The sequence below is a fragment of the Actinopolyspora lacussalsi subsp. righensis genome (assembly GCF_900116555.1).
Lineage (GTDB): Bacteria > Actinomycetota > Actinomycetes > Mycobacteriales > Pseudonocardiaceae > Actinopolyspora > Actinopolyspora lacussalsi.
Genome location: NZ_FPAT01000007.1, coordinates 233,218 through 255,292, shown reverse-complemented (window position 1 = coordinate 255,292; position 22,075 = coordinate 233,218). Strand labels below are relative to the sequence as shown.

Here is a 22,075-nt window from a genome sequence, read left to right as displayed (position 1 = left end):
ACTCGAACGGCCAAGGAACCGGCCGCTACGAGACCAACTGCCGCAGGTACGGCAGCAGCTCGCGCAGCGCCCTGCCCCGGTGCGAGTCCGCGTCCTTCTCCGCGGCGGAGAGCTCGGCCGAGGTGCGGCTCTCCCCCTCCGGCACGAAGATCGGGTCGTAACCGAAACCGTTGGAACCGCGTGGTTCGCGGATCAGGTGACCGGGCCAGGTGCCGCGCACCACGGTCTCCGAACCCTCCGGCGTCACCAACGCGGCCGCCGCGACGAACGCCGCACCACGGCGCTCGTCCGGCACGTCGCCGAGCTGGGCCAGCACCAGATCCAGATTGGCCCGATCGTCCCCGTGCCCACCGGCCCAGCGCGCCGAGAGCACACCGGGCATCCCGTTGAGCGCGTCCACCGCCAGACCGGAGTCGTCGGCCACGGCGGGAAGCCCGGTGGCGCGCGCCGCGTCGACCGCCTTGGCCACCGCGTTGGCCTCGAAGGTGGCCCCGGTCTCGGGGGCCTCCGGGAACTCGGGCACGTCGTCGAGGCCGATCACGTGCAGCCCGGCCACCCCGGCGTCGTCGAGAATCCGCCGCAGTTCGGCCAGCTTCGCGGCGTTGCGGGTGGCGAGCAGCAGCTCGCTCATGCGGCACTCCCCGGCAGTTTGCCCGGATACGGCTCGGCCAGCGCCTCGGCCTGCAGCTCGCACAGCCGTGTCGAGCCCGCCAGCGCCATGTCCAGCATCTTGTCCAGAGTGGACTTGGGGAACGTGGCGCCCTCGCCGGTTCCCTGCACCTCCACGAAGGTTCCGTGGTCGGTGGCGACGACGTTCATGTCGACCTCGGCGCGGGAGTCCTCCTCGTAGGGCAGGTCCAGCCGTACCTTCCCGTCGACCACACCGACGCTGACCGCCGAAACCGCGCAGGAGAGCGGCTTGGGGTCGGAGAGGCGTTTGGCGGCGCGCAACCACGTGACGGAGTCGGCCAGCGCGACGTAGGCACCGGTGATCGCGGCGGTGCGGGTGCCGCCGTCGGCCTGGATGACGTCGCAGTCCAGTGTGATGGTGTTCTCACCGAGCGCGCTCATGTCTATGCAGCTGCGCAGCGATCGCCCCACCAGCCTGCTGATCTCGTGGGTACGTCCCCCGATCTTGCCCTTGACCGACTCGCGTACCCCGCGCGTGTTGGTGGCCGAGGGAAGCATCGCGTACTCCGCCGTCACCCAACCGAGACCCGAACCGGCACGCCAGCGCGGCACACCCTCCTGCACGCTGGCCGCACACAGCACCCGCGTACGTCCGAATTCGACCAGCACCGATCCGGCAGGCCAGTCCTGATACCCGCGGGTGATACGTACGTCCCGGAGCGCTTCGTCGCTCCTGCCATCAGCTCTTGCCACACACCCACCCTAGAACGTCCTCCCGTGCCCCCCGGAAGGCGGCGGTTCCGCTCGAAGGAACAGCGGGTTCTCACCCCGCGATCGCGGACGGCGTGGGCCGCTCGGAGGAGGCCCCTCACTCCTCGAGGGCGCGCCAGGTCACGGCCTCGGGTCGCCGCGCGGTGCGCAGGAACTCCCGCAGCGCTTCGGCCAGCGTGTCCAACGACACCCCGCTCCCCTCGGGGAACTCGACGTCACCACCGTGCAGTGCCGGTGCGGCGGGATCGCCCTCCGGAACGGCGAGGTCGTGCTCCACGTCGATGTAGCTCAGGTAGCCGTAACCGTCCCGCACCGCCACGCAGACGTCGTGGTCGGGCATCCCCTCGTCCTCGTCGGCCAGCTCGCGGGACTCGTGCCAGACCGTGGCGACCCCCGCGTTCGGCTCCGCCAACCTGGCGAGCAGCCCGTCGACCTCGTCGGGTTCGGTCAGCGTGACCCCGTCGCCGCTGTTGGCGTCCTCGGGCGACTCGATCGGCCACACGGCGGTGATCGGCACGGAGATCCTCCACTCGGAACGGTCACGAACACTGGCGCCCGCAGTATTCCACTCACCCGATGGGCCCAAGGTGGGCACCTGGGACGACTCCGGCACCGGGACTCCCGACCGCCCGCCGGAACCGTGGCGCCACCAGGTGCCGACCCACCGGTGAGGACCGACTCGACGGGTTCCGCCGCACGCGTTCAGACCGTGTACCGGGCGGCGGTGGTGACCAGCTCGGTGGGAACGGCGGTGTGTTCGCGCGCCTCGGCCAGGATCGCGGCGGCGTCGCACCAGGGCTGCAGGTGGGTGAGCAGCAGCCGCCGCGCCGAGGCGCCGTTGGCCAGCTCGGCGGCCTGCTTGCCGGAAAGGTGCAGGCCGTCGGGACGATCGGGCGAGTCCGGCCAGGACGCCTCGGCCAGCAGCACATCGGCGTCGCGGGCCAGCTCGGTGAGCTCCTCGCACGGGCCCGTGTCGGCGGTGTAGGCCAGCACACGCCCCTCGGCCGCGATCCGGAACCCCCAGCTGGGGCACACGTGGTGCACGGGGAAGGCGGTGATCTCGAACGGCCCCAACCGCAGCGGGGTCTCGGGCATCGGTGCGAAGTCGAAGACGTCGGAGAGGTCGGCACCGGCTCGTTCGGCGGCGTTCGGCGCGTACAGCGCGGCGAGTCGCTCCGGGGCCTCCGCCGGGGCGTGGACGGTCAGCTTCCGCTCGACCGGATCGTACGGCGGCGCGGGGTGGTAGCGGCGCAGCACGGTCAGCGCCCCGAAGTCGGCGCAGTGGTCCGGGTGCAGGTGTGACAGCAGCAAGGCATCCGGCGTGAACGGATCGACGAAGCGCTGCAACGTGCCGAGCGTGCCGTTACCCAGGTCGAGCAGAATCCTGGTGTCGCCGGACTCCACCAGATACCCCGAGGCGGGCGCGTCGGGTCCGGGAATGCTGCCGGAGCATCCGAGAATCGTCAGCTTCACGCGGTCGAGCGTGACACGTCCGGAGGCAACACAACATCGGATGTGACGGAAGGCCCGAGAAAACGCCTGGCGAGTTTGGCGAACGGCTCGGGTGATCCGGTCGCCCGGAACTCGTGATCGGGTGTCGCGGTGGGATCGGCCGGTCGGGCCAGCGAATCACGCTCGGTCAGCACGCGTGCGACCTCCCGGGCGCTCTCCTCGGCGCTGGAGACCAGCGTCACCTGCTCCCCCAACACGATCCGCAGCACCCCGCTCAACAGCGGATAGTGTGTGCAGCCGAGGACGAGGGTGTCGACGTCGACCCGCTGCAGCGGCTCCAGGTAGCTCTGCAGCAGTCCCAGGATCTGACGCCCCGAGGTGGTTCCCCGCTCCACGAAGTTCACCAACCGCGGGCAGGCGACCGGGTACGGCGTCACGTCCGGAACGGCGGCGAAGGCGTCCTCGTAGGCACGGGACCTGACGGTGGCGCTGGTGCCGATCACGCCCACCCTGCCGTTTCGGGTGGTGGCGGCGGCCTGTCGCGCGGCGGGCAGCACCACCTCCACGACCGGTACGTCGTAGCGCTCCCTCGCATCGCGCAGACAGGCCGACGAGGCGGTGTTGCAGGCGATGACCAGCATCTTCACGCCCTCTTCGACGAGGGAGTCGGCCACCGACAACGCGTGCTCCCGCACCCGGCGGAGCGGCAGGGGACCGTAGGGGGCGTTGGCGGTGTCGCCCACGTAGCGCAGCCGCTCGTCGGGCAGCCGGTCCATGATCGCGCGGGCGACGGTCAGACCGCCCACGCCGGAGTCGAAGATCCCGATCGGTGCTTGGGTCACGATCCGAGTCCGCCCGTCGGATCGTCGCGTCGCACGCCCCGTGCCGGATGCTTCCGGTCACCGCGCCGGACCAGCCAGGCCGCCAGCACACCGCCCAGCGCGCCGAACAGGTGCGCCTGCCAGGAGACGTTCGGCTGTCCGCCGGGGAGCACTCCCCACAACATGCCGCCCCAGTAGAAGAACAACACCACCGCCACGAGGATCTGGCCCGCGCTGCGGTTGAAGAACCCCCGCACGAGCAGGAAGAGCAGCCAACCGAAGGCGATGCCGGAGGCGCCGAGGTGGGTGGTTCCGTCCTGCCCGGTCAGCCAGGTGCCCAACCCGCCGACCAGCAGCACCACCACGGTCACCGCGACGAACTGACGCGTTCCGCCCGCCATGCACAGCCAGCCGAGCACCAGCAGCGGAACGGTGTTCAACACCAAGTGCTCGAATCCGAGGTGCAGGAACGGCGACCAGACGATCCCGTCCAGGCCGTCGAGCTCACGGGGCTGGATGCCGTTCGTGTCCAGGCCGGTGACGCGCCGACTCATGACACCGGTCTGGAAGAACAGCTGATCGATCAGTTCCAGCAGGTACAGCAGGGCGACGATGCCCAGCATGATCAGCGCCGCGCGGGCTGGGCGCCGCGGTACCACGCGTGGTTTGGGTGCTCGGCTCGGTCCTCCGGGCGATGAACTCACACCGCCGAGCCTACGCCGAGCCGAAGCGGGCCCACCAGCTCGGGAACCGCCTCAACCGTGACACCCATCCGTTGAAACCGATCGGGAGAACCCGTCGTTTCGGCGCTCCCCGCACCGAAACGACCACCCACGCGACCCCGAACCGGAAAACTTCGATCAGGCCCAGAGCTGCCCGTCCAGCCGCTGCGCCGCCTCGTCCAGGCTGCCGCCGTAGGCACCGGTGGAGAGGTACTTCCAGCCCGCGTCGGCGATCAGGAAGACGATCTCGGCGGACTCCCCCGTCGCGACGGCTCGCTCGCCCACGGTCAACGCCGCGTGCAGCACCGCGCCGGTGGAGATCCCCGCGAAGATCCCCTCGGACTCCAGTAGCTGCCGGGTACGGCGCAGCGCGTCGTAGGAACCGACGGAGAACCGCCGATTGAGCACGTCGGCGTCGTAGAGCTCGGGGACGAATCCCTCGTCCAGGTTGCGAAGTCCGTAAACCAGCTCGCCGTAGCGCGGTTCGGCGGCGACGACCTGGGTCCCGGGGTTCTGTTCGTGCAGATAACGGCCGACGCCCACCAGCGTTCCCGTGGTGCCCAGTCCGGCCACGAAGTGGGTCACGCCGGGCAGGTCACGCAGGATCTCGGGACCGGTCCCCCGGTAGTGGGCCTCGGCGTTGGCCGAGTTGCCGTACTGGTAGAGCATCACCCAGTCCGGGTTCTGCTCCGCGAGTTGTTTCGCCACGGCGACGGCCTGGTTGGAACCACCTTCGGCCGGGGAGGAGACGATCCGTGCTCCGTAGGCCTGCAGGATCTGCCTGCGTTCCTCGGAGGTGTTCTCCGGCATGACGCACACCAGCCCGTAGCCCTTCAGCGAAGCGGCCATGGCCAGCGAGATGCCGGTGTTGCCGGATGTGGGCTCGAGAATGGTGCAACCCTGGGTGAGGGTGCCTTCCTTCTCCGCGGCCTCGATCATCGCCAGTGCGGGCCTGTCCTTGACGGATCCCGTCGGGTTGCGGTCCTCCAGCTTCGCCCACAGCCGCACGTCGGGTGCGGGCGAGAGAGCGGGAAGCCCCACCAGCGGGGTGTCGCCCAGGGTGTCGAGCAACGAGTCGTAGCGAGCCACGTCTACCTCCTCCCCGAGAGGTGAATGCTTCAGCGCATGCCACCGGCGACGGCCGGCAGGATCGTCAGGCTGTCACCGTCGCTGACGGTGGCCTCCAGACCACCCACGAACCGGACGTCCTCGTCGTTGACGTAGACGTTGACGAAGCGGTGCAGTCCACCGTCCTTGACCAGCCGATCCTTCAGACCGCTGTGCCGCGAGTCCAGATCGTTGATCACCTCCGCGACGGTGCCTCCGTCGGCCTGCACCGACTTCTGCCCGTCGGTGTGACTACGCAGGATCGTCGGGATCGAAACTTTGACTGCCATGGCGCAACCTCCTACTACACGAAATTTCGCAAATCCACCCGACAGCCGCACCGTGCGTGACCGCACGACGCGGGGACTCAGCCTAGGTCGGGGATGTCGTCGCCGCCGGTGTGGGCGAACATGTAGGACTCGACGACCTCCACCGGCTCCTCGGTGACGACGCCGTCGACGATGCGGTAGGAGCGCAGCTCGTATTCGTGCGGGTCCCTGGTGGACACGAGCACGTAGTGCGCGTTGGGTTCCGAGGCGTACGAAACATCGGTCCGCGAGGGGTACGCCTCGGTCGCGGTGTGCGAGTGGTAGATGACCACCGGCTCCTCGTCGGCGGCGTCCATCGCTCGCCAGACCCGCAGTTGCTCGGTGGAGTCGAACCTGTAGAACGTCGGCGAACGTTCGGCGTTGAGCATCTCGATCATTCGTTCCGGGCGGTCCGACCCCTCGGGTCCCGCCACAACACCACACGCCTCATCCGGGTGGTCCCGTCGAGCATGCGCAACCATCGCATCCACGAGGTCGCGTCGGATCACCAGCACAGCCACCATCCTACGGGGTGATTCACCGTGGTCCCATAATGTGAACCCGGTGACCGGTCGTTCATCGGTCGAAACGACATTCGACCATGATTCATTCCCGTTCGGGATGGTAGAGACGCGTGTAACAGGGCACGGCACCCACCGATCCCGCCGCGAGAACGGCGTGCACGATCGCCCGGGCCATCACGTGCGCCGCCGCCGTGCACACCTCGTCCAACGCCGCCAACCACTGGGACTCACCCGCCGCGGGGGTGGTGCGCTCGCCGGTGGCCAGCGCGAACACCGTGTCCCCGTCGGTCATGCCGTGAGCCGGACGTATCGCCCTGGCCAGCCCGTCCTGCGCCGCGACCGCGATCCTGCGGCAATCGGACTTGGCGAAACCGGCGTCGGTGGCCACGACGCCGATCGTGGTGTTGAGCGGAGTGATCTCGTTGCCCGCGCGGTCGGACCGGGCGGTACGCCGCGCCGCTGAGCTGACGGTTTCCGGCGAGGGCCGCGGCAGGTCGAACTCTCCTTCGAGACCGCTGTCGACGGCCCACGGCAGACCGGTCGCCGGGTCTATCACGCTCCCCGAGGAGTTGACCGCCACCAGCGCACCGACCCTGGTCCCGTCCGCCAGTACCGAACTCGCCGTCCCGAGACCACCCTTGATCGCCCCCGCGACAGCGCCAGTGCCCGCACCGACGTTCCCGGCACCCGGATGGCCGGTGGTCCGCGCTTCGCACGCGGCGTAGCCGAAGGTGGCGTCGGGACGTCTGCCCCAGTCGCTCATGGGCAGATCGAACAGCACCGCGGCGGGCACCACGGGCACGACCTCGTGCGGGGTGGGACCGACGGGTACGCCGTGGCCGCGTTCGGCCAGCCATCGCATCACACCGTCGGCGGCCGAGAGCCCGTAGGCACTGCCGCCGCCGAGCACGATCCCGTGCACCCGCCGCACCAGGTTCTCGGGAGCCAGCACGTCGGTCTCCCGGGTACCCGGACCGGCGCCGCGAACGTCCACGGCACCGGCGGCTCCGGCCGGCGTGAGCACCACAGTGCTGCCGGTGGCCCACCGTTCGTCCAACCGTCGCTGGTGACCGACCGTGACGCCCGCTATGTCGGTGATCGCGTTGTTGGGTCCCGCGCCGGGAAGCGAATCGACCATGTGCGTCATCCTCGACGACCGAAGGGATCGAACGCGAGCATCCCCGCGAACGGCGGGTCTCCACGCGTCACGACACGCGGCACCGCCCGATATCCGTTCCGGGGAGGCGCCGACTCGGCCGGCGATACCGAGCCGGAGCCCGAGTAGACCGGCTCGACCACTCAGGAACTGAGCGCCTGAATGAGGCTCTCCTGCACCCAGGTCAGCCACTGGTAGACGTAGTAGTGCTCGCGTTGCAGCTGGTCCTCGGGCGGATCCTCGGGGACCTCCTCGGAGACCCCGAGCGCGGTACCGAGGGCCAAGCGGACGTCGTTGAGCGCCGAGAGCCAGCTGTCGGCCTGGTCCTCGGTCAGCGACACCCTGCCGCCGCGCTCGGGGCAGGTGTCGAGCACGGTGGCGGCCACCCCGCTCTTGTGCTCGATCAGCTCGGGCTCGTGCAGCGAGCGCAGCGCACCGGCGGTGTCGGAGCTTTCGGCCTCCGGCTCGAAGCTGTCCCGATCCGGTCGGATGAAGTCGGGCAGCAGCCTGGCGAGGACACCTTCCTCCGGGGGTGTGCTCGGCCCGGCACGCATCCCGGTCAGCTCGGCGAGTTCGTCCTGCGGCGCCTGGTCGGCGCGGGCGGTGAGCATGTCCTTGATCTCACCGACGAGCCCCCGGATCACCGCGGCCTCGTTCGGTTCGAACTCGGTCACCAGCCTGTCGTTGTCGCGTGTCCAATCCTGCACTGGATTCGCTGCCCGTTCACGAGTCGTGCTGCATGGTGGCCCAGAGCCCCGCGGCGTGCAGTTTCGCCACGTCGCCCTCCACCTTTTCCTTGGAGCCGGATGAGACCACGGCCCGGCCCTTGTTGTGCACATCCAGCATGAGCTTGGTGGCGTGCTCCTTGCTGTAGCCGAAGATCTTCTGGAGTACGTAGGTCACGTAGGACATGAGGTTGACCGGATCGTTCCACACGACGGCCACCCAGGGCCGTTCCTCGCTCGCGGCCTCCTCCGGTTCGGCCTGCGCACTTTCGACTTCGGCGGGCGTGGTCATACGTCCATTCTCACACGATGCCGGCGGGCGACTGCCGCCCACGCGGTTCCGGCCGACACGTAATCTCGCGGACATGACCGATCCAGCCGGTACAGCGCTGCGCACCGACCACTACGAATTGACCATGCTCAGCAGCGCCCTGCGCGACGGCACCGCACACCGCCACTGCGTGTTCGAGGTGTTCACCAGGCGCCTGCCGGACGGCCGCCGCTACGGGGTGGTCGGCGGGATGGGGCGGCTGCTCGACGCGGTGGAGAACTTCCGGTTCGACGAAGGAGTGCTGGAGGCCCTGGAACGCGACCGGGTCTGTGACCGGCGCACCCTGGAATGGCTGGCGAACTTCCGGTTCACCGGTGATATCGACGGCTATCCGGAGGGCGAGCTCTACTTCCCAGGATCACCGCTGTTGACGGTCCGCGGGACCTTCGCCGAGGCGGTGCTGTTGGAGACCGTGGTCCTGTCGATCCTCAACCACGACAGTGCGGTCGTGGCGGCGGCCACGCGCATGGCCTCGGCCGCCAACGGCAGACGCATCATCGAGATGGGATCCCGGCGCACGCACGAGGAGTCGGCGGTCGCCTCGGCGCGGGCCGCTTACCTGGCCGGGTTCACCGCGACGTCGAACCTGCTGGCCGGAGCCAGGTACGGGATTCCAACGGCGGGTACCTCGGCGCACTCGTTCACGATGCTGCACGACAACGAGCGCGCCGCGTTCGAGTCACAGGTCGCCGCACTGGGGGCGGACACCACCCTGCTGGTGGACACCTACGACATCACCGAGGGGATCAACACCGCGGTGGAGGTGGCCGGAACGGACCTCGGCGCGGTACGCATCGACTCCGGGGACGTGGGGGTGCTGGCCAGGCAGGCCAGGGAGCAGCTCGATTCGCTGGGGGCCACCGGAACACGGATCGTGGTGTCCGGCGACCTCGACGAGTTCGCCATCGCCTCGTTGCGTGCCGAACCGGTGGACGTCTACGGGGTCGGCACCTCGCTGGTGACCGGTTCCGGCCATCCCACCTGCGGGATGGTCTACAAACTGGCCGAGGTGGACGGCCGCCCGGTGGTCAAGCGCAGCTCGCACAAGGAGTCGCGCGGCGGGAGCAAGAACGCGCTGCGCAGGCACAAGCCCACCGGTACGGCACTGGAGGAGGTGGTGCACCGCAACGGCCCCGGCATCGAGCCCCCGGAGGCCGGGCCGCACGACCGCTTCATGCAGCTGCCGTTGGTCCGCGGGGGCGAGCGGGTCGAGAACCTCCCGGGGCTGGAGGACAATAGGCAACGACTGCGGCACGCGCTGGTGAGCCTGCCCTGGGAAGGACTCAAGCTCTCGGCGGGCGAACCCGCGATTCCCACGGTGTTCGAGAATTTCTGATCCGTCCGGGGTGAGCGCCCCCGAACGAACGGTGCGACAGGGCTGTTGATGTGACGTGGTGTTGGAGGTACGGGAAATGGCCAAGGCGTTGATCGTCGTCGACGTGCAGAACGACTTCTGCGAGGGCGGCGCGCTGGCGGTCGAGGGTGGCGCGGAAACGGCGGCCGCGATCTCCCGGCTGCTGGCGGAGTCGGACCACGATCACGTGGTGGCGACTCGGGACTACCACATCGACCCGGGCGAGCACTTTTCGGACGAGCCCGACTTCGTGACCTCCTGGCCGGTGCACTGCGTGGCGGCGACTCCGGGGGCCGCGTTCCACCCCGAACTGGACGTGGCTCCGATCGGTGCGGTGTTCTCCAAGGGGCAGTACAGCCACGGCTACTCCGGTTTCGAGGGCAACGGCCTGGCGGACTGGCTGGCCGCGCGGGACGTGCGGGAGGTCGACGTGGTCGGGCTGGCCACCGACCACTGCGTGCGTGCCACCGCGCTGGACTCGGCCGGCGCCGGGTTCGACACCCGGGTGATGTTGGATCTGACGGCCGGGGTCGCGGCGGGGACCGTGCACGAGGCGCTGCGGCGGCTTCGCGAGGCCGGGGTCGAGCTGACGGGGGAGCCCGTGGTTCGCGGCGGGTAGTGCCCGGAGCCCCGGGGGGGGACTCGGCACGACTCAGGGCCCGGTCGAACGGCGATCGCCGGTGGCGCCCCGTGGACGGACACCGAACGACGGCCCCGCGCGGGCGGAGGGATGCGATGCCCGTGACGCGCTGCGGTAACGTCGGTGAACGTGCCAGCATCCGTTCCGAACTGGTCCGTTCCCGACGTTTTCGAGCCCGACGGCACCGAGGAGTTGCCCCCGGAGTTGACGAGGAGCTCGGAACCGACTTCCGACACCCGCACCGCGGGATCGGCCGATGAACCACCGCGGCGAGACCTCACGAGCGGATCGGGCGCGGACGGGACCGGACCGACATCGAGCGGTGCGGAGCGACAGGCCGGAAAAGGCTCCGGTACGGGGAAAAGCGGTGGAACGACGAAAGGCACGGGGACGGCTGCTGCCGGGATCCGGACCGACGTCGAACCCGCCGATCTGTCCACATTGCTCTCCGTCGCGGTGGCGGCCGTCGGCGGCAGCGAGCGGGACGGCCAGACCGCGATGGCCGAGGCAGTCGGCAACGCGATCGAGTCCGGCGAGCACCTCGCGGTACAGGCGGGCACCGGCACGGGAAAGTCGCTCGCCTATCTGGTTCCCGCCATCCGGCACGCCGTCACCGCGCACACCACCGTGGTGGTTTCCACCGCGACGATCGCGCTGCAGCGTCAGCTGGTGGATCGTGACCTGCCCCGACTGGCGGACGCGCTCGCGGACTCACTGGGGCGAAGGCCCACGTTCGCGATCCTCAAGGGCAGGCGCAACTACCTGTGCCTGAACCGGATACACGGCAACGCCCCCGACGAGCCGGACGAGGGGGCACTCTTCGACGCCTTCGCCGCGTCCTCGTTGGAGCGCGAGGTACGACGGGTGCACGACTGGGCCTCGGACACCGAGACCGGGGATCGCGACGAACTCGTGCCCGGCGTCTCGGAACGGGCCTGGCGGCAGGTCTCGGTCACCGGCAACGAATGTCTCGGCGCGCACCGCTGCCCGGTGGGCTCGGACTGCTTCGCGGAGCAGGCGCGCAACGAGGCCGGACGCGCCGACATCGTGGTCACCAACCACGCGTTGCTGGCCATCGACGCGCTCGACGATCGCCCGGTGCTACCGGAGCACGACATGGTGGTCGTGGACGAGGCGCACGACCTGGTCGACCGGGTGACCACCGCGGCGGGTGGCGAGTTGTCGGGCAACGCGATCAAGCAGGCGGCCCGCAAGTGCGGTCGCGCCGTGGAGGAGGAGATCGCGGATCGGCTCAACGAGGCCGGTGAGGGACTCGAATTCGTACTGGGCGAGCTCGAGCCCGGTCGGGTGGGCGAACCGTCCCACCAACTGTCCGCCGCGCTGTCCGGGATCCGCGACGCGGCGTCGGCCTGCGTGAACGCGCTGGGGCCCGAACAGCGCGAGGACGTGGAATCGGGCAGCGCACGCAAGCTGGCGCTGGCACCGACCCAGGAGATCCAGGACACGGCGATCCGGCTGTTGGACGGGTTCGAGGAGCCGGAGCAGGATCGACGCGACGTGATCTGGATCAGCGCGGAGAACAACCGGCCGCCCTCGTTGCAGGTGGCACCGCTGGGTGTGGGCGGGCTGCTGCGGGAGCGGCTGTTCGGGCAGCGCACCACGGTGCTGACCTCGGCCACGCTGGCGCTGGGGGGTTCGTTCGACACGTTGGCCTCGCAGTGGGGTCTGCCGCCGCAGCGGGAGGCGAAACCGGCCACCGACACCGCGACCGCGCAGGAGCCGCCCTCTGACGACTCGGAACCGAGTTGGGTGGGGCTCGACGTGGGATCACCGTTCGACTACCCGCGCAGCGGCATCCTCTACGTGGCGCGGCACCTGCCGAAACCCGGGCGTGACGGGCTCCCGGATGCCTATCTGGACGAGCTCACGGAGCTGGTGACCGCGGCCGGTGGGCGCACCCTGGGACTGTTCTCGTCGATGCGCGCCGCTCGGCAGGCCAGTGAACAGCTGCGGGAACGACTGTCCACTCCGGTGCTGTGCCAAGGGGAGGACAGCACCTCGCAGCTGGTCGGCTCGTTCGCCGAGGATCCGGCGACCAGCCTGTTCGGCACGTTGTCACTGTGGCAGGGCGTGGACGTTCCCGGCCAGTCGTTGCAGCTGGTGGTGATGGACCGCATTCCGTTCCCCCGACCGGACGATCCGCTCGCCTCGGCTCGGCAACAGGCGATCTCGGCGCGCGGGGGCAACGGTTTCATCACGGTGGCGGGAACGCACGCCGCGCTGCTGCTCGCGCAGGGTGCCGGCAGACTGCTGCGCTCGGCGGCCGACCGCGGGGTCATCGCGATACTGGATCCCCGGTTGAGCACGGCACGCTACGGCGGGTTCCTGCGCGCCTCGCTGCCGCCGTTCTGGAACACCGAGAACCCCGAGGTGGTGCGCGGGGCACTTCGGCGCCTGGACGAGGCCGCGGGCTGATCAGGGGGTCGTTGGGCGACGAGCCCGTACCCGCGCTCTCCCGTGGCGGAGTCCGGCGTCCGAACTCCGCCACCGGGCTCGTTCACCTGCCGACCTCGGAAAAGCTCCTGTCACGTTCGTGCTGGCGTTCGGACTGCTCGGGCACCTCCGGGTGCGTGTACTCCTCCAGCCGCATGGCCGCACCGAGCGCGAAGAACGTGGGGGCCCACTCCCCGATGAAAATTCCCCACCTGTCCGCTCGCGCCAGGTTCTCCCCTCGCAGCCCGCGTGAGGCCCCCCAGGAGGTGATCGCGAGGAGTATCGAGGCCATCCCCGCACCGAACATCTTGTCCGAGTCCATTCCGTATCTGCGCAACATCGAAAGCACGGCGCCACCTTTCGGATCACGTCCCACCTACCCACGGCCGGGGCACGCCCCACAGCCGGGGTGCCGGGCACTTTTCGGGACACCCTCCGGATTTCCTCTGTGGGGCTTCGTAAACCAGACGGAACCGACACAGGGGGACCTCTTGTGTTCCGCTTCACAACTGAGCTCATCGATTTCACGCGGAATCCACACCGCCCCGGTTGTGGGAACCCCACAACGTGAGGCGATCTTTTCTGTAATCGGGTCGGAGCCGGTTAGGTTTGCGCCGCTTCCGTCAGCCGATCGGCGGAAGTCTCACCGGAACAGGGGGCCAACCATCCCCGTTCGAGTGAGCCGTTTCCCGATCGTTCGCACAGGAGAGCAGCGTGTCCGACTCCGCCCCCTCGCGGTCCGCCTCCCCGAGCCCCGTCTCCGAACAACGCGGCCGGCCCGCGGCCGATCTGGCCCGGATCGTGGTGTTCGCCGCGTTCACCGCCGTGCTGGGCACCTTCCCCGGCATCTACCTCGCGGGCTCGGCGGTGCCGATCGTGCTGCAGAACACGGGGCCGCTGCTGTGCGGCAGCCTGCTGGGCGCTCGCCGCGGCGTGGCCTCGGTGGCGCTGTTCCTGGGGCTGGTGGCGCTCGGCCTTCCGCTGCTGTCCGGCGGGCGCGGCGGAATCGCCCAATTCTTCACCCCCAGCGGTGGCTTCCTGCTCGGCTGGATCGCCTCGGCGCTCGTGGTGGGGCTGATCGTGTTCCTCGCCCGCAGGCCCACGCTGCCGGTGCTGCTGCTGGCCAACCTGGCGGGCATCGCCGTGGACTACCTGATCGGCCTGCCCGTCATGGCCGCTGCCATGGGGGGCCTGCGCGCGGCAGCCGTCGCCATGCTCGTCTACGTGCCCGGCGATCTCGCCAAGGTCGTGCTGGTCTCGCTGGTGGCAGTGGCGGTGTACCGCGCCTTCCCGAACGCCACACCCCGCCGGGGACGCGCGGCCCGATGACGTCCCCGACACCGCCGCTGCCCTCGACACCGCCACCGCCGCGGCGCCGTCCCGACAGCTCGGAGTCGAACCCCGGCCCGGCCCTGCCACCGATCCTCGCGGGCGGCACCCCGCGCACCGTTCGCTCCCCGGAAGGAGAGCTCACGGGCGCGGAACTGGTCCGCGGCGCGCACGCGGCCGCGATCGAGCTGGCGGCGGCGGGCGCCGGGCCGAACAGCCGCGTGCTCGTCGAAGCCGATCGGGATCCGACGATCGGGCTGGCCCGGCTGCTGGGCGCCGATCTGCTGGGAGCGGCCACGCTGCTGGCCGATCCGGGGTGGAGCGGCACCGAACGAACCGGTGTGCTGCGCGAGGCAGCACCGGACGTGGTCGCGGGCGGCCCCCTCCCCGAGTCGACCGGGACGGTCCTGCCGCACGGCGACGACGCGAGCCTGTTCTACCTGCCCACCACCTCGGGCAGCACCGGCCGTGCGCGAGTGCTGGCACGCACCCGGCGTTCCTGGTGGCACAGCTTCGAGGCTTTCGACGTCGGGATCACCGGAGGGGACACGGTGCTGCTCCCCGGCCCGCCGAGTTCCTCGCTGTTCCTGTTCGGCGCACTGCACGCGATGCACCTCGGCTGTGAGGTGGAGCTGTCACGGCGCTGGTCCGTCGAGGAGACCGCCGAGGCCTGCACCAGGGCCACCGCCGTGCACCTGGTGCCCTCGATGCTGGCCGCGCTGCTGGCGGTGCTGGAGCGCGAGCCGCGGCTGCTCGCCGCGTGCCGGGTGCGGAGGTTCGTGTGCGGCGGGGCGAGACCCGACGAGGGGCTCCGGCGACGGCTGGGCGAGCTGCTGCCCGACTGCGAACTCGTGGAGTACTACGGCTCGGCCGAGCACTCCGTGGTGGCGCTGCGCGGCGCGGACGGGTTGCTGCACCCGGCCGAGCACGTCGAGGTGCGGATCGGCGATTCGACCGATACGACCAGCGACGGCACCGATCCCGGCACGCTGTGGGTTCGCTCCCCGTTGAGCTTCAGCGGCTGCCTGGAGTCGGGCGTGCTACGCGCCGTCGAACCGGGTTTCCACACCGTCGGGGATCTCGCGACGGGATCGCACCGGGACGGTTTCCGGGTGCTGGGCAGGGGATCGACGACGATCGAAACCGGCGGCAGGCTCGTCACCGCGGAGGAGGTGGAGAACGTGTTGCGCACCGCGCCCGGGGTGTTCGACGTGGTGGTGGCCCCCACCCCGCATCCCCGCTTCGGTTCGCTGGTCACCGCCGTGATCGAACCCGAGTCGGCGGGCGCTGTGGACTTCGCCGGACTGCGCAGACTGGCGCGGGACTCGCTCGGCAACGCACAGCGGCCCCGACGCTGGCTCTCGGTGGACGAGCTGCCGCGCACCCACACCGGGAAACCCGCGCGCGGCACGGTGCGCGAGTGGTTGGCCTCCGGGGAGCTACGCCCCGAGGTGCAGCGATGAGCACTGCTGTCCCCGATCCGCCGGCCCCGGTGGTGGTCGCCGCGCGCCGCAGTCCGATCGGTACCGCTGGTGGCTCGCTGCGCGACGTCGAACTCGACCGGCTGGCGGGAGCGATCACCTCGGCGGTGTTCGACGACGCAGGCTTCGAGCGGGTCGACGAGGTGCTGCTGGGAAACACCCGCGGTCCCGGCGGCAACCCGGCACGCGTGGCCGCGCTGCGCGCCGGGCTCGGTCCGGAGACCCCCGGAATGACGGTGGACCGGCAGTGCGCCTCCGGGTTGAGCACAATCGTGACCGCCGCCCGGCTGGTTTCGGCCGGCGTCGGAGAGCACTACCTGGCGGGCGGCGCGGAGAGCGCCTCGACCGCGCCCTGGCGTGCCTGGCGACCGCGCGACGCCACCGATCCTCCCCGGTTCTACACCCGGGCGCCGTTCGCGCCGCCGGACGTCGGCGATCCCGATATGGGGCCCGCGGCCGATCTGGTCGCGGCCGAGGCGGGTGTCACGCGGCAGCGGCAGGACGAGTTCGCCGCGCGTAGCCACCGGCGTGCCTCGGCGGCGCGGGAGGCCGGGCGGTTCGACGCCGAGCTGGTCGGTGTAACCGGCGTTCGGCACGACGAGCGGCCGCGTACCGGGTTCGACGTCCGACGACTCGCCCGCTTCCCACCGGCCTTCACCAGCGGCGGCACGGCCACGGCCGCGAACTCCTGCGGCATCGCCGACGGAGCCGCGATGGTGGCGGTGACCAGCGAGCGCCTGCGGCGCGAGCGCGGGCTGCCGGGGTTGCGGCTGTTGGACGCGGAGGTCGTGGGCACCGACCCGAACCGGCTGGGCACAGCGGCGGTTCCCGCTATGGACGCCGTGCTGCGGCGGCAGCGGCGCATTCCGGAGGTGGTGGAGTTCACCGAGGCGTTCGCGGGGCAGGTGCTGGCGTGCCTGGACGCCGTGGGGCTGGACGAGCGGCTGGTGAGTCCGGAGGGCGGTGCGATCGCGCTCGGCCATCCCTGGGCGGCCTCCGGTGCGGTGCTGGTGGTGCGGCTGTTCCACCGGATGCTGCACCACGGAGAATCGTTGGGCATGGCCGCGCTGTCCTCCGGTGGCGGTCTGGGGATCGCCACGATGTGGGAACTGGTTCGTTGAGTAGCGGGTCGCGGGGCGATCCGGGGATGCGGAGGATCGGTTGATCGAGTTCGACGGGGTCGGTCATTCCTACGGCGAGCACACGGTGCTCGACGACGTCCGGTTGCGGCTGGACGAGCGCAGGGTGGCCTTCGTCGGGGCCAACGGGTCGGGCAAGTCCACCCTCGCCCGGATGATCAACGGGCTGGTGCTGCCGAGCAGTGGGCGGGTACTGGTGGACGGGTCGGATCCCGCGAAAGCGGGCAACCGCGTACGCAGCCGGGTGGGGTTCGTGTTCACCAACCCGGATTCGCAGATAGTCATGCCCACGGCGGGTGAGGACGTCGCCTTCTCGCTGCGTGGGAAGGGGCTCTCCAAGGCGGAGCGGGAGCGCAGGGCGGCCGAGGCGCTGGCCGAGCACGGCCTGGCGGGTTATGCCGACCATCCGGCCCAGCAGCTCTCCGGTGGGCAGAAACAGCTGCTCGCGCTGTGCGCGATGCTGGTGCTGGAGCCCGACGTGCTGGTCTGCGACGAGCCCACCACGTTGCTGGACCTGCGCAACAAGCGCCGGTTCGTCGAACGGCTGCGCGGTCTCGAACAGCAGATCGTGCTGGTGACTCACGATCTGGAACTTCTCGACGATTTCGACCGGGTGGTGGTGCTCGACGGGGGACGTGTGGTCGCCGACGACGAGCCCCGAGCGGCGCTGCGGTACTACCGGGAGCTGGCGGCATGAGCCATGTGATCGGGCTTTACCAGCCCGGCCGAAGCCCGCTGCACCGACTGCCCGCGGGATGGAAGTTCCTCGGATTGCTGGTGTTCGCGGCCCTGGTCGTGGTGTTCGACCGCCCGTGGCAGCTCACCGGGTTCACCGGGGTGGTCTGCGCCGGGTACGCCGTGGCACGGATCAGCCCCGGTCTGGTGCTGCGCACCATGCGCACGGTGCTGGTGCTGCTGGGTGTCGTTTTCGCGTTGCAGTGGTGGCTGCTGGGGGTGGAGAGCGCGGTGGTGGTGTGTCTGCGATTGCTGGTGGCCATCGGGGCGGCCAATCTGTTCACGCTCACCACGAGGGTCGACGACCTGGTGGCGGCGATCGAGCGAGCGGCGTCCCCGCTGCGCCGGGTGGGGGTGCGCCCGGAGATGTTGGGACTGCTGGTGGGGCTGACCATCCAGGCCGTGGGAGCGCTGTCGGTGATCGCGCGGCAGACCCGTGAGGCCCAGCGGGCGCGCGGCGCGAACCGTTCGGTCGCGGCGTTCGCCGTTCCCTTCCTGATCCGCACGCTGCGGCACGCCGACGAGCTCGGGGAGGCCCTGGCCGCTCGTGGGGTCGGGGACGAGGACGGAAGTGACGTCACCCGGGTGCCCGGTTCCCGGCGGGGGTAGCACTCACCCGCTCGGGGCAGCCTGGTTCCGGACGAATCGCCGTTCTCGCTGCGGCGTCGGGGGCGATGTCAACGATCTGTCAGTCCCGTATCAGTCTTCACCGCTAGCTTTCGCTTACCGAAACTTCTCCGATCGCAGGAGAGCCTGGTGAACGAAAGGTTCAGGAACAAGAGCGCACTGGTGGTGGGAGCGTCCCGAGGCATCGGGTTCGCCGCGGCCAGGAACATCGCGGCCGAGGGTGGCTCCGTCGCTATCACGGGGCGGGACGAGGAGACGCTCTCCGAAGCGGCACGACTGATCAAGGAGGAAACCGGTACCGCCGTACTCCCCGTGGTAGGGCACGCTCGCCGTGCCGAGGAACGGCGGGTCACGGTCGAGACGGCGGCGACAGAGTTCGGAAAGCTGGACGTGCTCGTCTACACGACGGCGACGAACATTTCCAGAAACGCCTCGGTACTCGAACTCGACCCCGAGGTCCTGCGCAAGGAGTACGACCTCAACGTGGTGAGCGCGCTCGAGTACACGAAGCTGGCCTATTGGACCAGCATGCGTGACAACGGCGGTTCGGTGGTGCTGCTCAGCTCCATAGCCGCATTCGGCAACGTCCGGCTGGCCGGTTACTCGATGACCAAGAGCGCGCTGGAAATACTGCGGCAACACCTGGCCGACCAGCTCGCCCCCGCGGTGCGGGTGAACAGCGTCGCCCCCGGCTTCGTCGACACCGCGTTCGCCGAGAAGCTGAAGCGACTGCCGAAGGAACAGGTCGACGCCTCGTATCCCCTGGGCAGGGAAGGCACTCCCGAGGACGTCGCCCGGGCCATAACCTTCCTCGCCTCGGACGAGGCCGAGTGGATCACCGGCACCGCCCTGGCGGTGGACGGCGGCAAGGGCACGCAGCCCTACCGGCACGACCTGCCGCACGTCGAGGTGGGAAGCGTACTGCACTGAGCGTGGGCCGACCGCCGGTCACCCGGCGGTCGGCAACGCGTTCAGCTCCCCGCTCCGGCCGCACGCGGCCACTGGGCCAGCACGGTCACGGTGCCAGGGTCGATCTCGGTGAATCCGGCGTCCCGCACGGCGGCCACCCCGCGATCCCGCCAGGCAGCGGCGGGCCCGTCACCGGGCAGCAGTCGCAGCCAGGTGTCGGTGTCCGGGGTGCGGACTGCGCAGGGGAAACCGGCTTCGTGCCAGCGGTGCAGTTCGCTCGCGGCGTGCTCGCCGACGGCGTCGGAACGGCCCGCGTCCCCGTGCAGCAACGCGGCCAGGATCATGGTGGCGTGGCCGACCTGGGCGGCCGCCTTCCCCGCCGTCATGTCGACGTGCGGGTTCAACCACAGCACCGGGCTCCCGTCCCCGGCGGGTCCCGGTTCGTCCGCGGGAAGGTCGCTTCCGGAGATCTGCAACCGGGTCAGTTCCCGCGGCATGTCGGCCACTCGGGCGGGCAGCAGCGCACGCGCCTCGGCCCCCGCGACATCGACCGTGATACCGGGAAGTTCCGACACGGCTCGCCAGTGGGAACCGCGGGCTCGCCGGGTGACCTTGCGGATCCGCCCGTCGACCCAGCCGGAGACGGCCTCGTGCCACGGACCACCCGGCTCGCTGCGCTGATCGAGGCACACCGCCACGGCGGCCGCGGCCGAGGCCTCGAGCAGCGCGGTGCGGCCCGGCGGCGTGTCGCGCTCGATGCGCAGCACCACCGGCAGCAGCACGACGTTGTCGGGATCCTCCTCGGAGGTGTCGGCCGTGGCACGAGCGGGCATCGACAGCCAGGAGGCGTAGCGGTCGGTCAGCGGCCGAAGCACCGCGGCGTACTCACTCACGGAACCGATTGTCCCTCCGGCAGTTCGACCGGTTCCGGCTCCCGCACCCGGATGTTGCCCAGCCAGGCGACCAGCATCGCGGCGAGGGCGATGCAGATCGTCATGACCACCAGGTACAGCGCGACCCCATCGACGCCTCCCGTCGTGCCGGGACGCAGGAAGGGATAGGGAAACCACCCCGTCACCGCACCGCGCACCAACGAGTAGACGACGTAGACCAGCGGAAAGGTCAGCCAGGCGAACGCGCTCGTGTAGCGGATCCGGGCGCGAGGCCGGACCAACAGCCAGTCCACGAACATCACCACCGGCATGACGTGGTGCATAACAGTGTTCACCCAGGGCAGCGAGTCGCCGCCGTCGAGCAGCAACGCGAAGACGGTTCCCGTCGTGGCCATGTAGACGGTCATGCCCCCGCGCAACCACTCGAGAACGGCGCGGCCGTCACGGCCGGGAGCCGCCCCGAGACGAATCAGCAGTGCTCCCGCCGCGATGTTGCTCAGGATGGTGAAGTAGCTGAAGAAGTTCACCGGCGAGAAGTCCGGCAACGCCAGGTCCGCGGCGAACTGTCTGCCGACGGCGATCACCGCCAGCGCGCCGAGCAGAATCCGCGGCAGACGTACGGGCCACGCCCGGCTGGACAGCATCGAGTCGTACACCTCACGTTTCCAACGGAACCCGCGCGACGAATCCGTCCTCGGCATCGGCGGCCTCGACCTCGGCCCTGGTGACACCGAGCACGAACAGCACGGCATCGAGGAACGGGTGCGACAGCGCGGTGTCGGCGACCTCACGCAGCGCGGGCTTGGCGTTGAACGCGACACCCAGCCCCGCCGTGGCGAGCATGTCCATGTCGTTGGCGCCGTCACCGACCGCCACGCACTGCGACAGCGGAACGTCGTAGGACTCCGCGAACCGCTTCAGCGCGCTGGCCTTGCCGCCCCGGTCGACGATCTCGCCGACGACACGTCCGGTGAGTTTACCGTCCACCACTTCCAGGTCGTTGGCAGCACTGAAGTCCAGCCCCAGATCGTCGACCAGGTGGTCGATGATCCTGGTGAAACCGCCGGAGACCACACCGGTGTGGTAGCCGAGCCGCCGCAGGGTACGCACGGTGGTGCGGGCGCCGGGGGTCAGCTGCAGTTCCCGGCCGACCTCGTCGAGTACCGACGCGGGCAGCCCCTCCAGCACAGCCACCCTGCGACGCAGCGACTCGGAGAAGTCCACTTCGCCGCGCATGGCCTGCTCGGTGACCTTGCGGACCTCCTCCTCGCGGCCCGCCTTCGCGGCGAGCATCTCGATGACCTCACCCTGCACCAGCGTGGAGTCGACGTCGAAGACCACGAGTCGCTTGGCGCGCCGGGCCAGCCCGGTGCGCTCCACAGCGACGTCGACACCGATCCCCACGGAGAGGTCGGTCATCTCGGAGGTGAGCATCTCGTCGGTTCGCTCGCCGGTCTCGGCCGCGGTGACGTGCAGCTGCAGCCCGGTCACCGGATAGTCCGCCACCCGCTGGATGGAATCGATGTTGACATCGACCTCGGCGAGCTTGCGGGCCACCTCGGAGAAGCTGCGCGCCGAGACCGGCTGGCCGAGCACGGTGACGACGTGAGTGGAGCCGAGCTTGTCGGCCTCGCCGTCCTCGGCGTCGATCTCGACCTCGACGACCATGCCGACGGTGGCCATGGCCTGTTCGACGGATTCCTGCAACTGCTCGGGATCGTGTTCGGTCGCCACGAGCACACCGAGAACCAGTCGCCCGCGGATCACGACCTGCTCGACATCGAGCACATCCACTCCGTGCCTGGTCAGCGCGGCGAACAACACCGAGGTCACCCCGGGCTTGTCGCGGCCTGTCACGGTCATCAGCACGGTGGTGGGATTTGACGTGGTCACGACTGACGGCACTCCCTCGATATTCGACTCCGGGATCCACCCTACGGGGTTCGGAAACCGGTTCCGAACAATAA

At 70.0% G+C, this 22,075-nt stretch carries 25 protein-coding genes; 9 read left to right on the top strand and 16 right to left on the bottom strand.

Going from position 1 to position 22,075, the window contains the following annotated elements; translation table 11 throughout:
* Positions 1-25 precede the first annotated feature (25 nt).
* From rdgB to clpS, 12 genes are all read right to left on the bottom strand, one after another.
* Positions 26-631, bottom strand: a complete 606-nt coding sequence (rdgB, locus tag BM394_RS14645; RefSeq protein WP_092978819.1) for an RdgB/HAM1 family non-canonical purine NTP pyrophosphatase — start codon at positions 629-631, stop codon at positions 26-28.
* A complete protein-coding gene (rph, locus tag BM394_RS14640) occupies positions 628-1,383 on the bottom strand; it encodes a ribonuclease PH (RefSeq protein WP_092978817.1) in 756 nt (251 codons plus the stop codon). The genes rdgB and rph overlap by 4 nt, the downstream gene beginning before the upstream one ends.
* Positions 1,384-1,498: 115 nt before the next feature.
* Positions 1,499-1,918, bottom strand: a complete 420-nt coding sequence (locus BM394_RS14635) for an Imm1 family immunity protein (RefSeq protein ID WP_092978815.1) — start codon at positions 1,916-1,918, stop codon at positions 1,499-1,501.
* A gap of 185 nt (positions 1,919-2,103) precedes the next feature.
* Positions 2,104-2,874, bottom strand: a complete 771-nt coding sequence (locus tag BM394_RS14630; protein WP_092978813.1) for an MBL fold metallo-hydrolase — start codon at positions 2,872-2,874, stop codon at positions 2,104-2,106.
* Positions 2,871-3,695: a glutamate racemase gene (gene murI, locus BM394_RS14625; protein WP_092978811.1), complete on the bottom strand. Its 825-nt coding sequence runs from the start codon at positions 3,693-3,695 to the stop codon at positions 2,871-2,873. The genes BM394_RS14630 and murI overlap by 4 nt, the downstream gene beginning before the upstream one ends.
* Complete coding sequence (locus BM394_RS14620; RefSeq protein ID WP_092978809.1) at positions 3,692-4,333, bottom strand: rhomboid family intramembrane serine protease; 642 nt, start codon at positions 4,331-4,333, stop codon at positions 3,692-3,694. Before BM394_RS14620 ends, murI begins: the two co-directional genes overlap by 4 nt.
* Before the next feature lie 201 nt (positions 4,334-4,534).
* On the bottom strand, positions 4,535-5,485 hold the full coding sequence (locus BM394_RS14615; RefSeq protein ID WP_092978806.1) for a PLP-dependent cysteine synthase family protein: 951 nt from the start codon (positions 5,483-5,485) through the stop codon (positions 4,535-4,537).
* A gap of 29 nt (positions 5,486-5,514) precedes the next feature.
* Positions 5,515-5,793, bottom strand: a complete 279-nt coding sequence (locus tag BM394_RS14610) for a MoaD/ThiS family protein (RefSeq protein ID WP_092929485.1) — start codon at positions 5,791-5,793, stop codon at positions 5,515-5,517.
* 77 nt (positions 5,794-5,870) lie between these two features.
* The gene (locus BM394_RS14605; RefSeq protein WP_092978802.1) at positions 5,871-6,326 is read right to left on the bottom strand and encodes a M67 family metallopeptidase; all 456 of its coding nucleotides are present in this window, start codon (positions 6,324-6,326) and stop codon (positions 5,871-5,873) included.
* Between the two features lie 91 nt (positions 6,327-6,417).
* A complete protein-coding gene (locus BM394_RS14600) occupies positions 6,418-7,473 on the bottom strand; it encodes a P1 family peptidase (RefSeq protein WP_092978797.1) in 1,056 nt (351 codons plus the stop codon).
* 161 nt (positions 7,474-7,634) lie between these two features.
* The gene (locus tag BM394_RS14595; protein WP_092929482.1) at positions 7,635-8,198 is read right to left on the bottom strand and encodes a DUF2017 domain-containing protein; all 564 of its coding nucleotides are present in this window, start codon (positions 8,196-8,198) and stop codon (positions 7,635-7,637) included.
* Positions 8,199-8,214: 16 nt separating this feature from the next.
* On the bottom strand, positions 8,215-8,508 hold the full coding sequence (gene clpS / locus BM394_RS14590; RefSeq protein WP_092929481.1) for an ATP-dependent Clp protease adapter ClpS: 294 nt from the start codon (positions 8,506-8,508) through the stop codon (positions 8,215-8,217).
* A 73-nt stretch (positions 8,509-8,581) separates the two neighbouring features.
* On the opposite strand from clpS, the gene BM394_RS14585 reads away from it, so the two are divergent.
* The 3 genes from BM394_RS14585 (at position 8,582) to BM394_RS14575 (ending at position 12,977) form a co-directional block, all read left to right on the top strand.
* Positions 8,582-9,883 carry a nicotinate phosphoribosyltransferase gene (locus tag BM394_RS14585; RefSeq protein ID WP_092978795.1) on the top strand — a complete coding sequence of 434 codons (1,302 nt, stop codon included), beginning with the start codon at positions 8,582-8,584 and terminating at the stop codon, positions 9,881-9,883.
* Positions 9,884-9,959: 76 nt separating this feature from the next.
* Entirely contained in the window at positions 9,960-10,520 is a 561-nt protein-coding gene (locus tag BM394_RS14580; RefSeq protein ID WP_092978970.1) for a nicotinamidase, read from the top strand.
* A gap of 150 nt (positions 10,521-10,670) precedes the next feature.
* Positions 10,671-12,977 carry an ATP-dependent DNA helicase gene (locus BM394_RS14575; RefSeq protein ID WP_281246440.1) on the top strand — a complete coding sequence of 769 codons (2,307 nt, stop codon included), beginning with the start codon at positions 10,671-10,673 and terminating at the stop codon, positions 12,975-12,977.
* Between the two features lie 82 nt (positions 12,978-13,059).
* Here the strand turns inward: BM394_RS14575 and BM394_RS14570 are convergent, their stop codons facing one another.
* Positions 13,060-13,335, bottom strand: coding sequence for a hypothetical protein (locus tag BM394_RS14570; protein WP_245780207.1), 276 nt, complete (start codon positions 13,333-13,335; stop codon positions 13,060-13,062).
* Positions 13,336-13,784: 449 nt separating this feature from the next.
* Here BM394_RS14570 and BM394_RS14565 point away from each other — a divergent pair, with 449 nt between their 5' ends.
* The 6 genes from BM394_RS14565 to BM394_RS14540 all read left to right on the top strand — a co-directional run bounded on the left by BM394_RS14565 (position 13,785) and on the right by BM394_RS14540 (position 19,236).
* Positions 13,785-14,324 carry a biotin transporter BioY gene (locus BM394_RS14565; protein ID WP_425427664.1) on the top strand — a complete coding sequence of 180 codons (540 nt, stop codon included), beginning with the start codon at positions 13,785-13,787 and terminating at the stop codon, positions 14,322-14,324.
* Complete coding sequence (locus tag BM394_RS14560) at positions 14,321-15,787, top strand: class I adenylate-forming enzyme family protein (protein ID WP_092978789.1); 1,467 nt, start codon at positions 14,321-14,323, stop codon at positions 15,785-15,787. Before BM394_RS14565 ends, BM394_RS14560 begins: the two co-directional genes overlap by 4 nt.
* Entirely contained in the window at positions 15,784-16,926 is a 1,143-nt protein-coding gene (locus tag BM394_RS14555) for a thiolase family protein (protein ID WP_092978787.1), read from the top strand. Before BM394_RS14560 ends, BM394_RS14555 begins: the two co-directional genes overlap by 4 nt.
* A 40-nt stretch (positions 16,927-16,966) precedes the next feature.
* Positions 16,967-17,641 (top strand): energy-coupling factor ABC transporter ATP-binding protein, encoded by a 675-nt coding sequence (locus tag BM394_RS14550; RefSeq protein WP_092978785.1) that lies wholly within the window; start codon positions 16,967-16,969, stop codon positions 17,639-17,641.
* Positions 17,638-18,288 carry an energy-coupling factor transporter transmembrane component T family protein gene (locus BM394_RS14545; protein ID WP_175530111.1) on the top strand — a complete coding sequence of 217 codons (651 nt, stop codon included), beginning with the start codon at positions 17,638-17,640 and terminating at the stop codon, positions 18,286-18,288. The genes BM394_RS14550 and BM394_RS14545 overlap by 4 nt, the downstream gene beginning before the upstream one ends.
* Positions 18,289-18,435: 147 nt before the next feature.
* Positions 18,436-19,236: a glucose 1-dehydrogenase gene (locus BM394_RS14540; protein WP_092978783.1), complete on the top strand. Its 801-nt coding sequence runs from the start codon at positions 18,436-18,438 to the stop codon at positions 19,234-19,236.
* Between the two features lie 41 nt (positions 19,237-19,277).
* On the opposite strand, the gene BM394_RS14535 is transcribed toward BM394_RS14540, so the two are convergent.
* Genes BM394_RS14535 through serB form a run of 3 tightly spaced genes read right to left on the bottom strand, consistent with a single transcriptional unit; the run spans position 19,278 to position 22,001 of the window.
* Positions 19,278-20,048 (bottom strand): aminoacyl-tRNA hydrolase, encoded by a 771-nt coding sequence (locus tag BM394_RS14535; protein ID WP_092978963.1) that lies wholly within the window; start codon positions 20,046-20,048, stop codon positions 19,278-19,280.
* A 56-nt stretch (positions 20,049-20,104) separates the two neighbouring features.
* Positions 20,105-20,752 carry a Pr6Pr family membrane protein gene (locus BM394_RS14530; protein WP_092978961.1) on the bottom strand — a complete coding sequence of 216 codons (648 nt, stop codon included), beginning with the start codon at positions 20,750-20,752 and terminating at the stop codon, positions 20,105-20,107.
* 13 nt (positions 20,753-20,765) lie between these two features.
* Positions 20,766-22,001 carry a phosphoserine phosphatase SerB gene (gene serB / locus BM394_RS14525; RefSeq protein WP_092978781.1) on the bottom strand — a complete coding sequence of 412 codons (1,236 nt, stop codon included), beginning with the start codon at positions 21,999-22,001 and terminating at the stop codon, positions 20,766-20,768.
* Between the last annotated feature and the right edge of the window lie 74 nt (positions 22,002-22,075).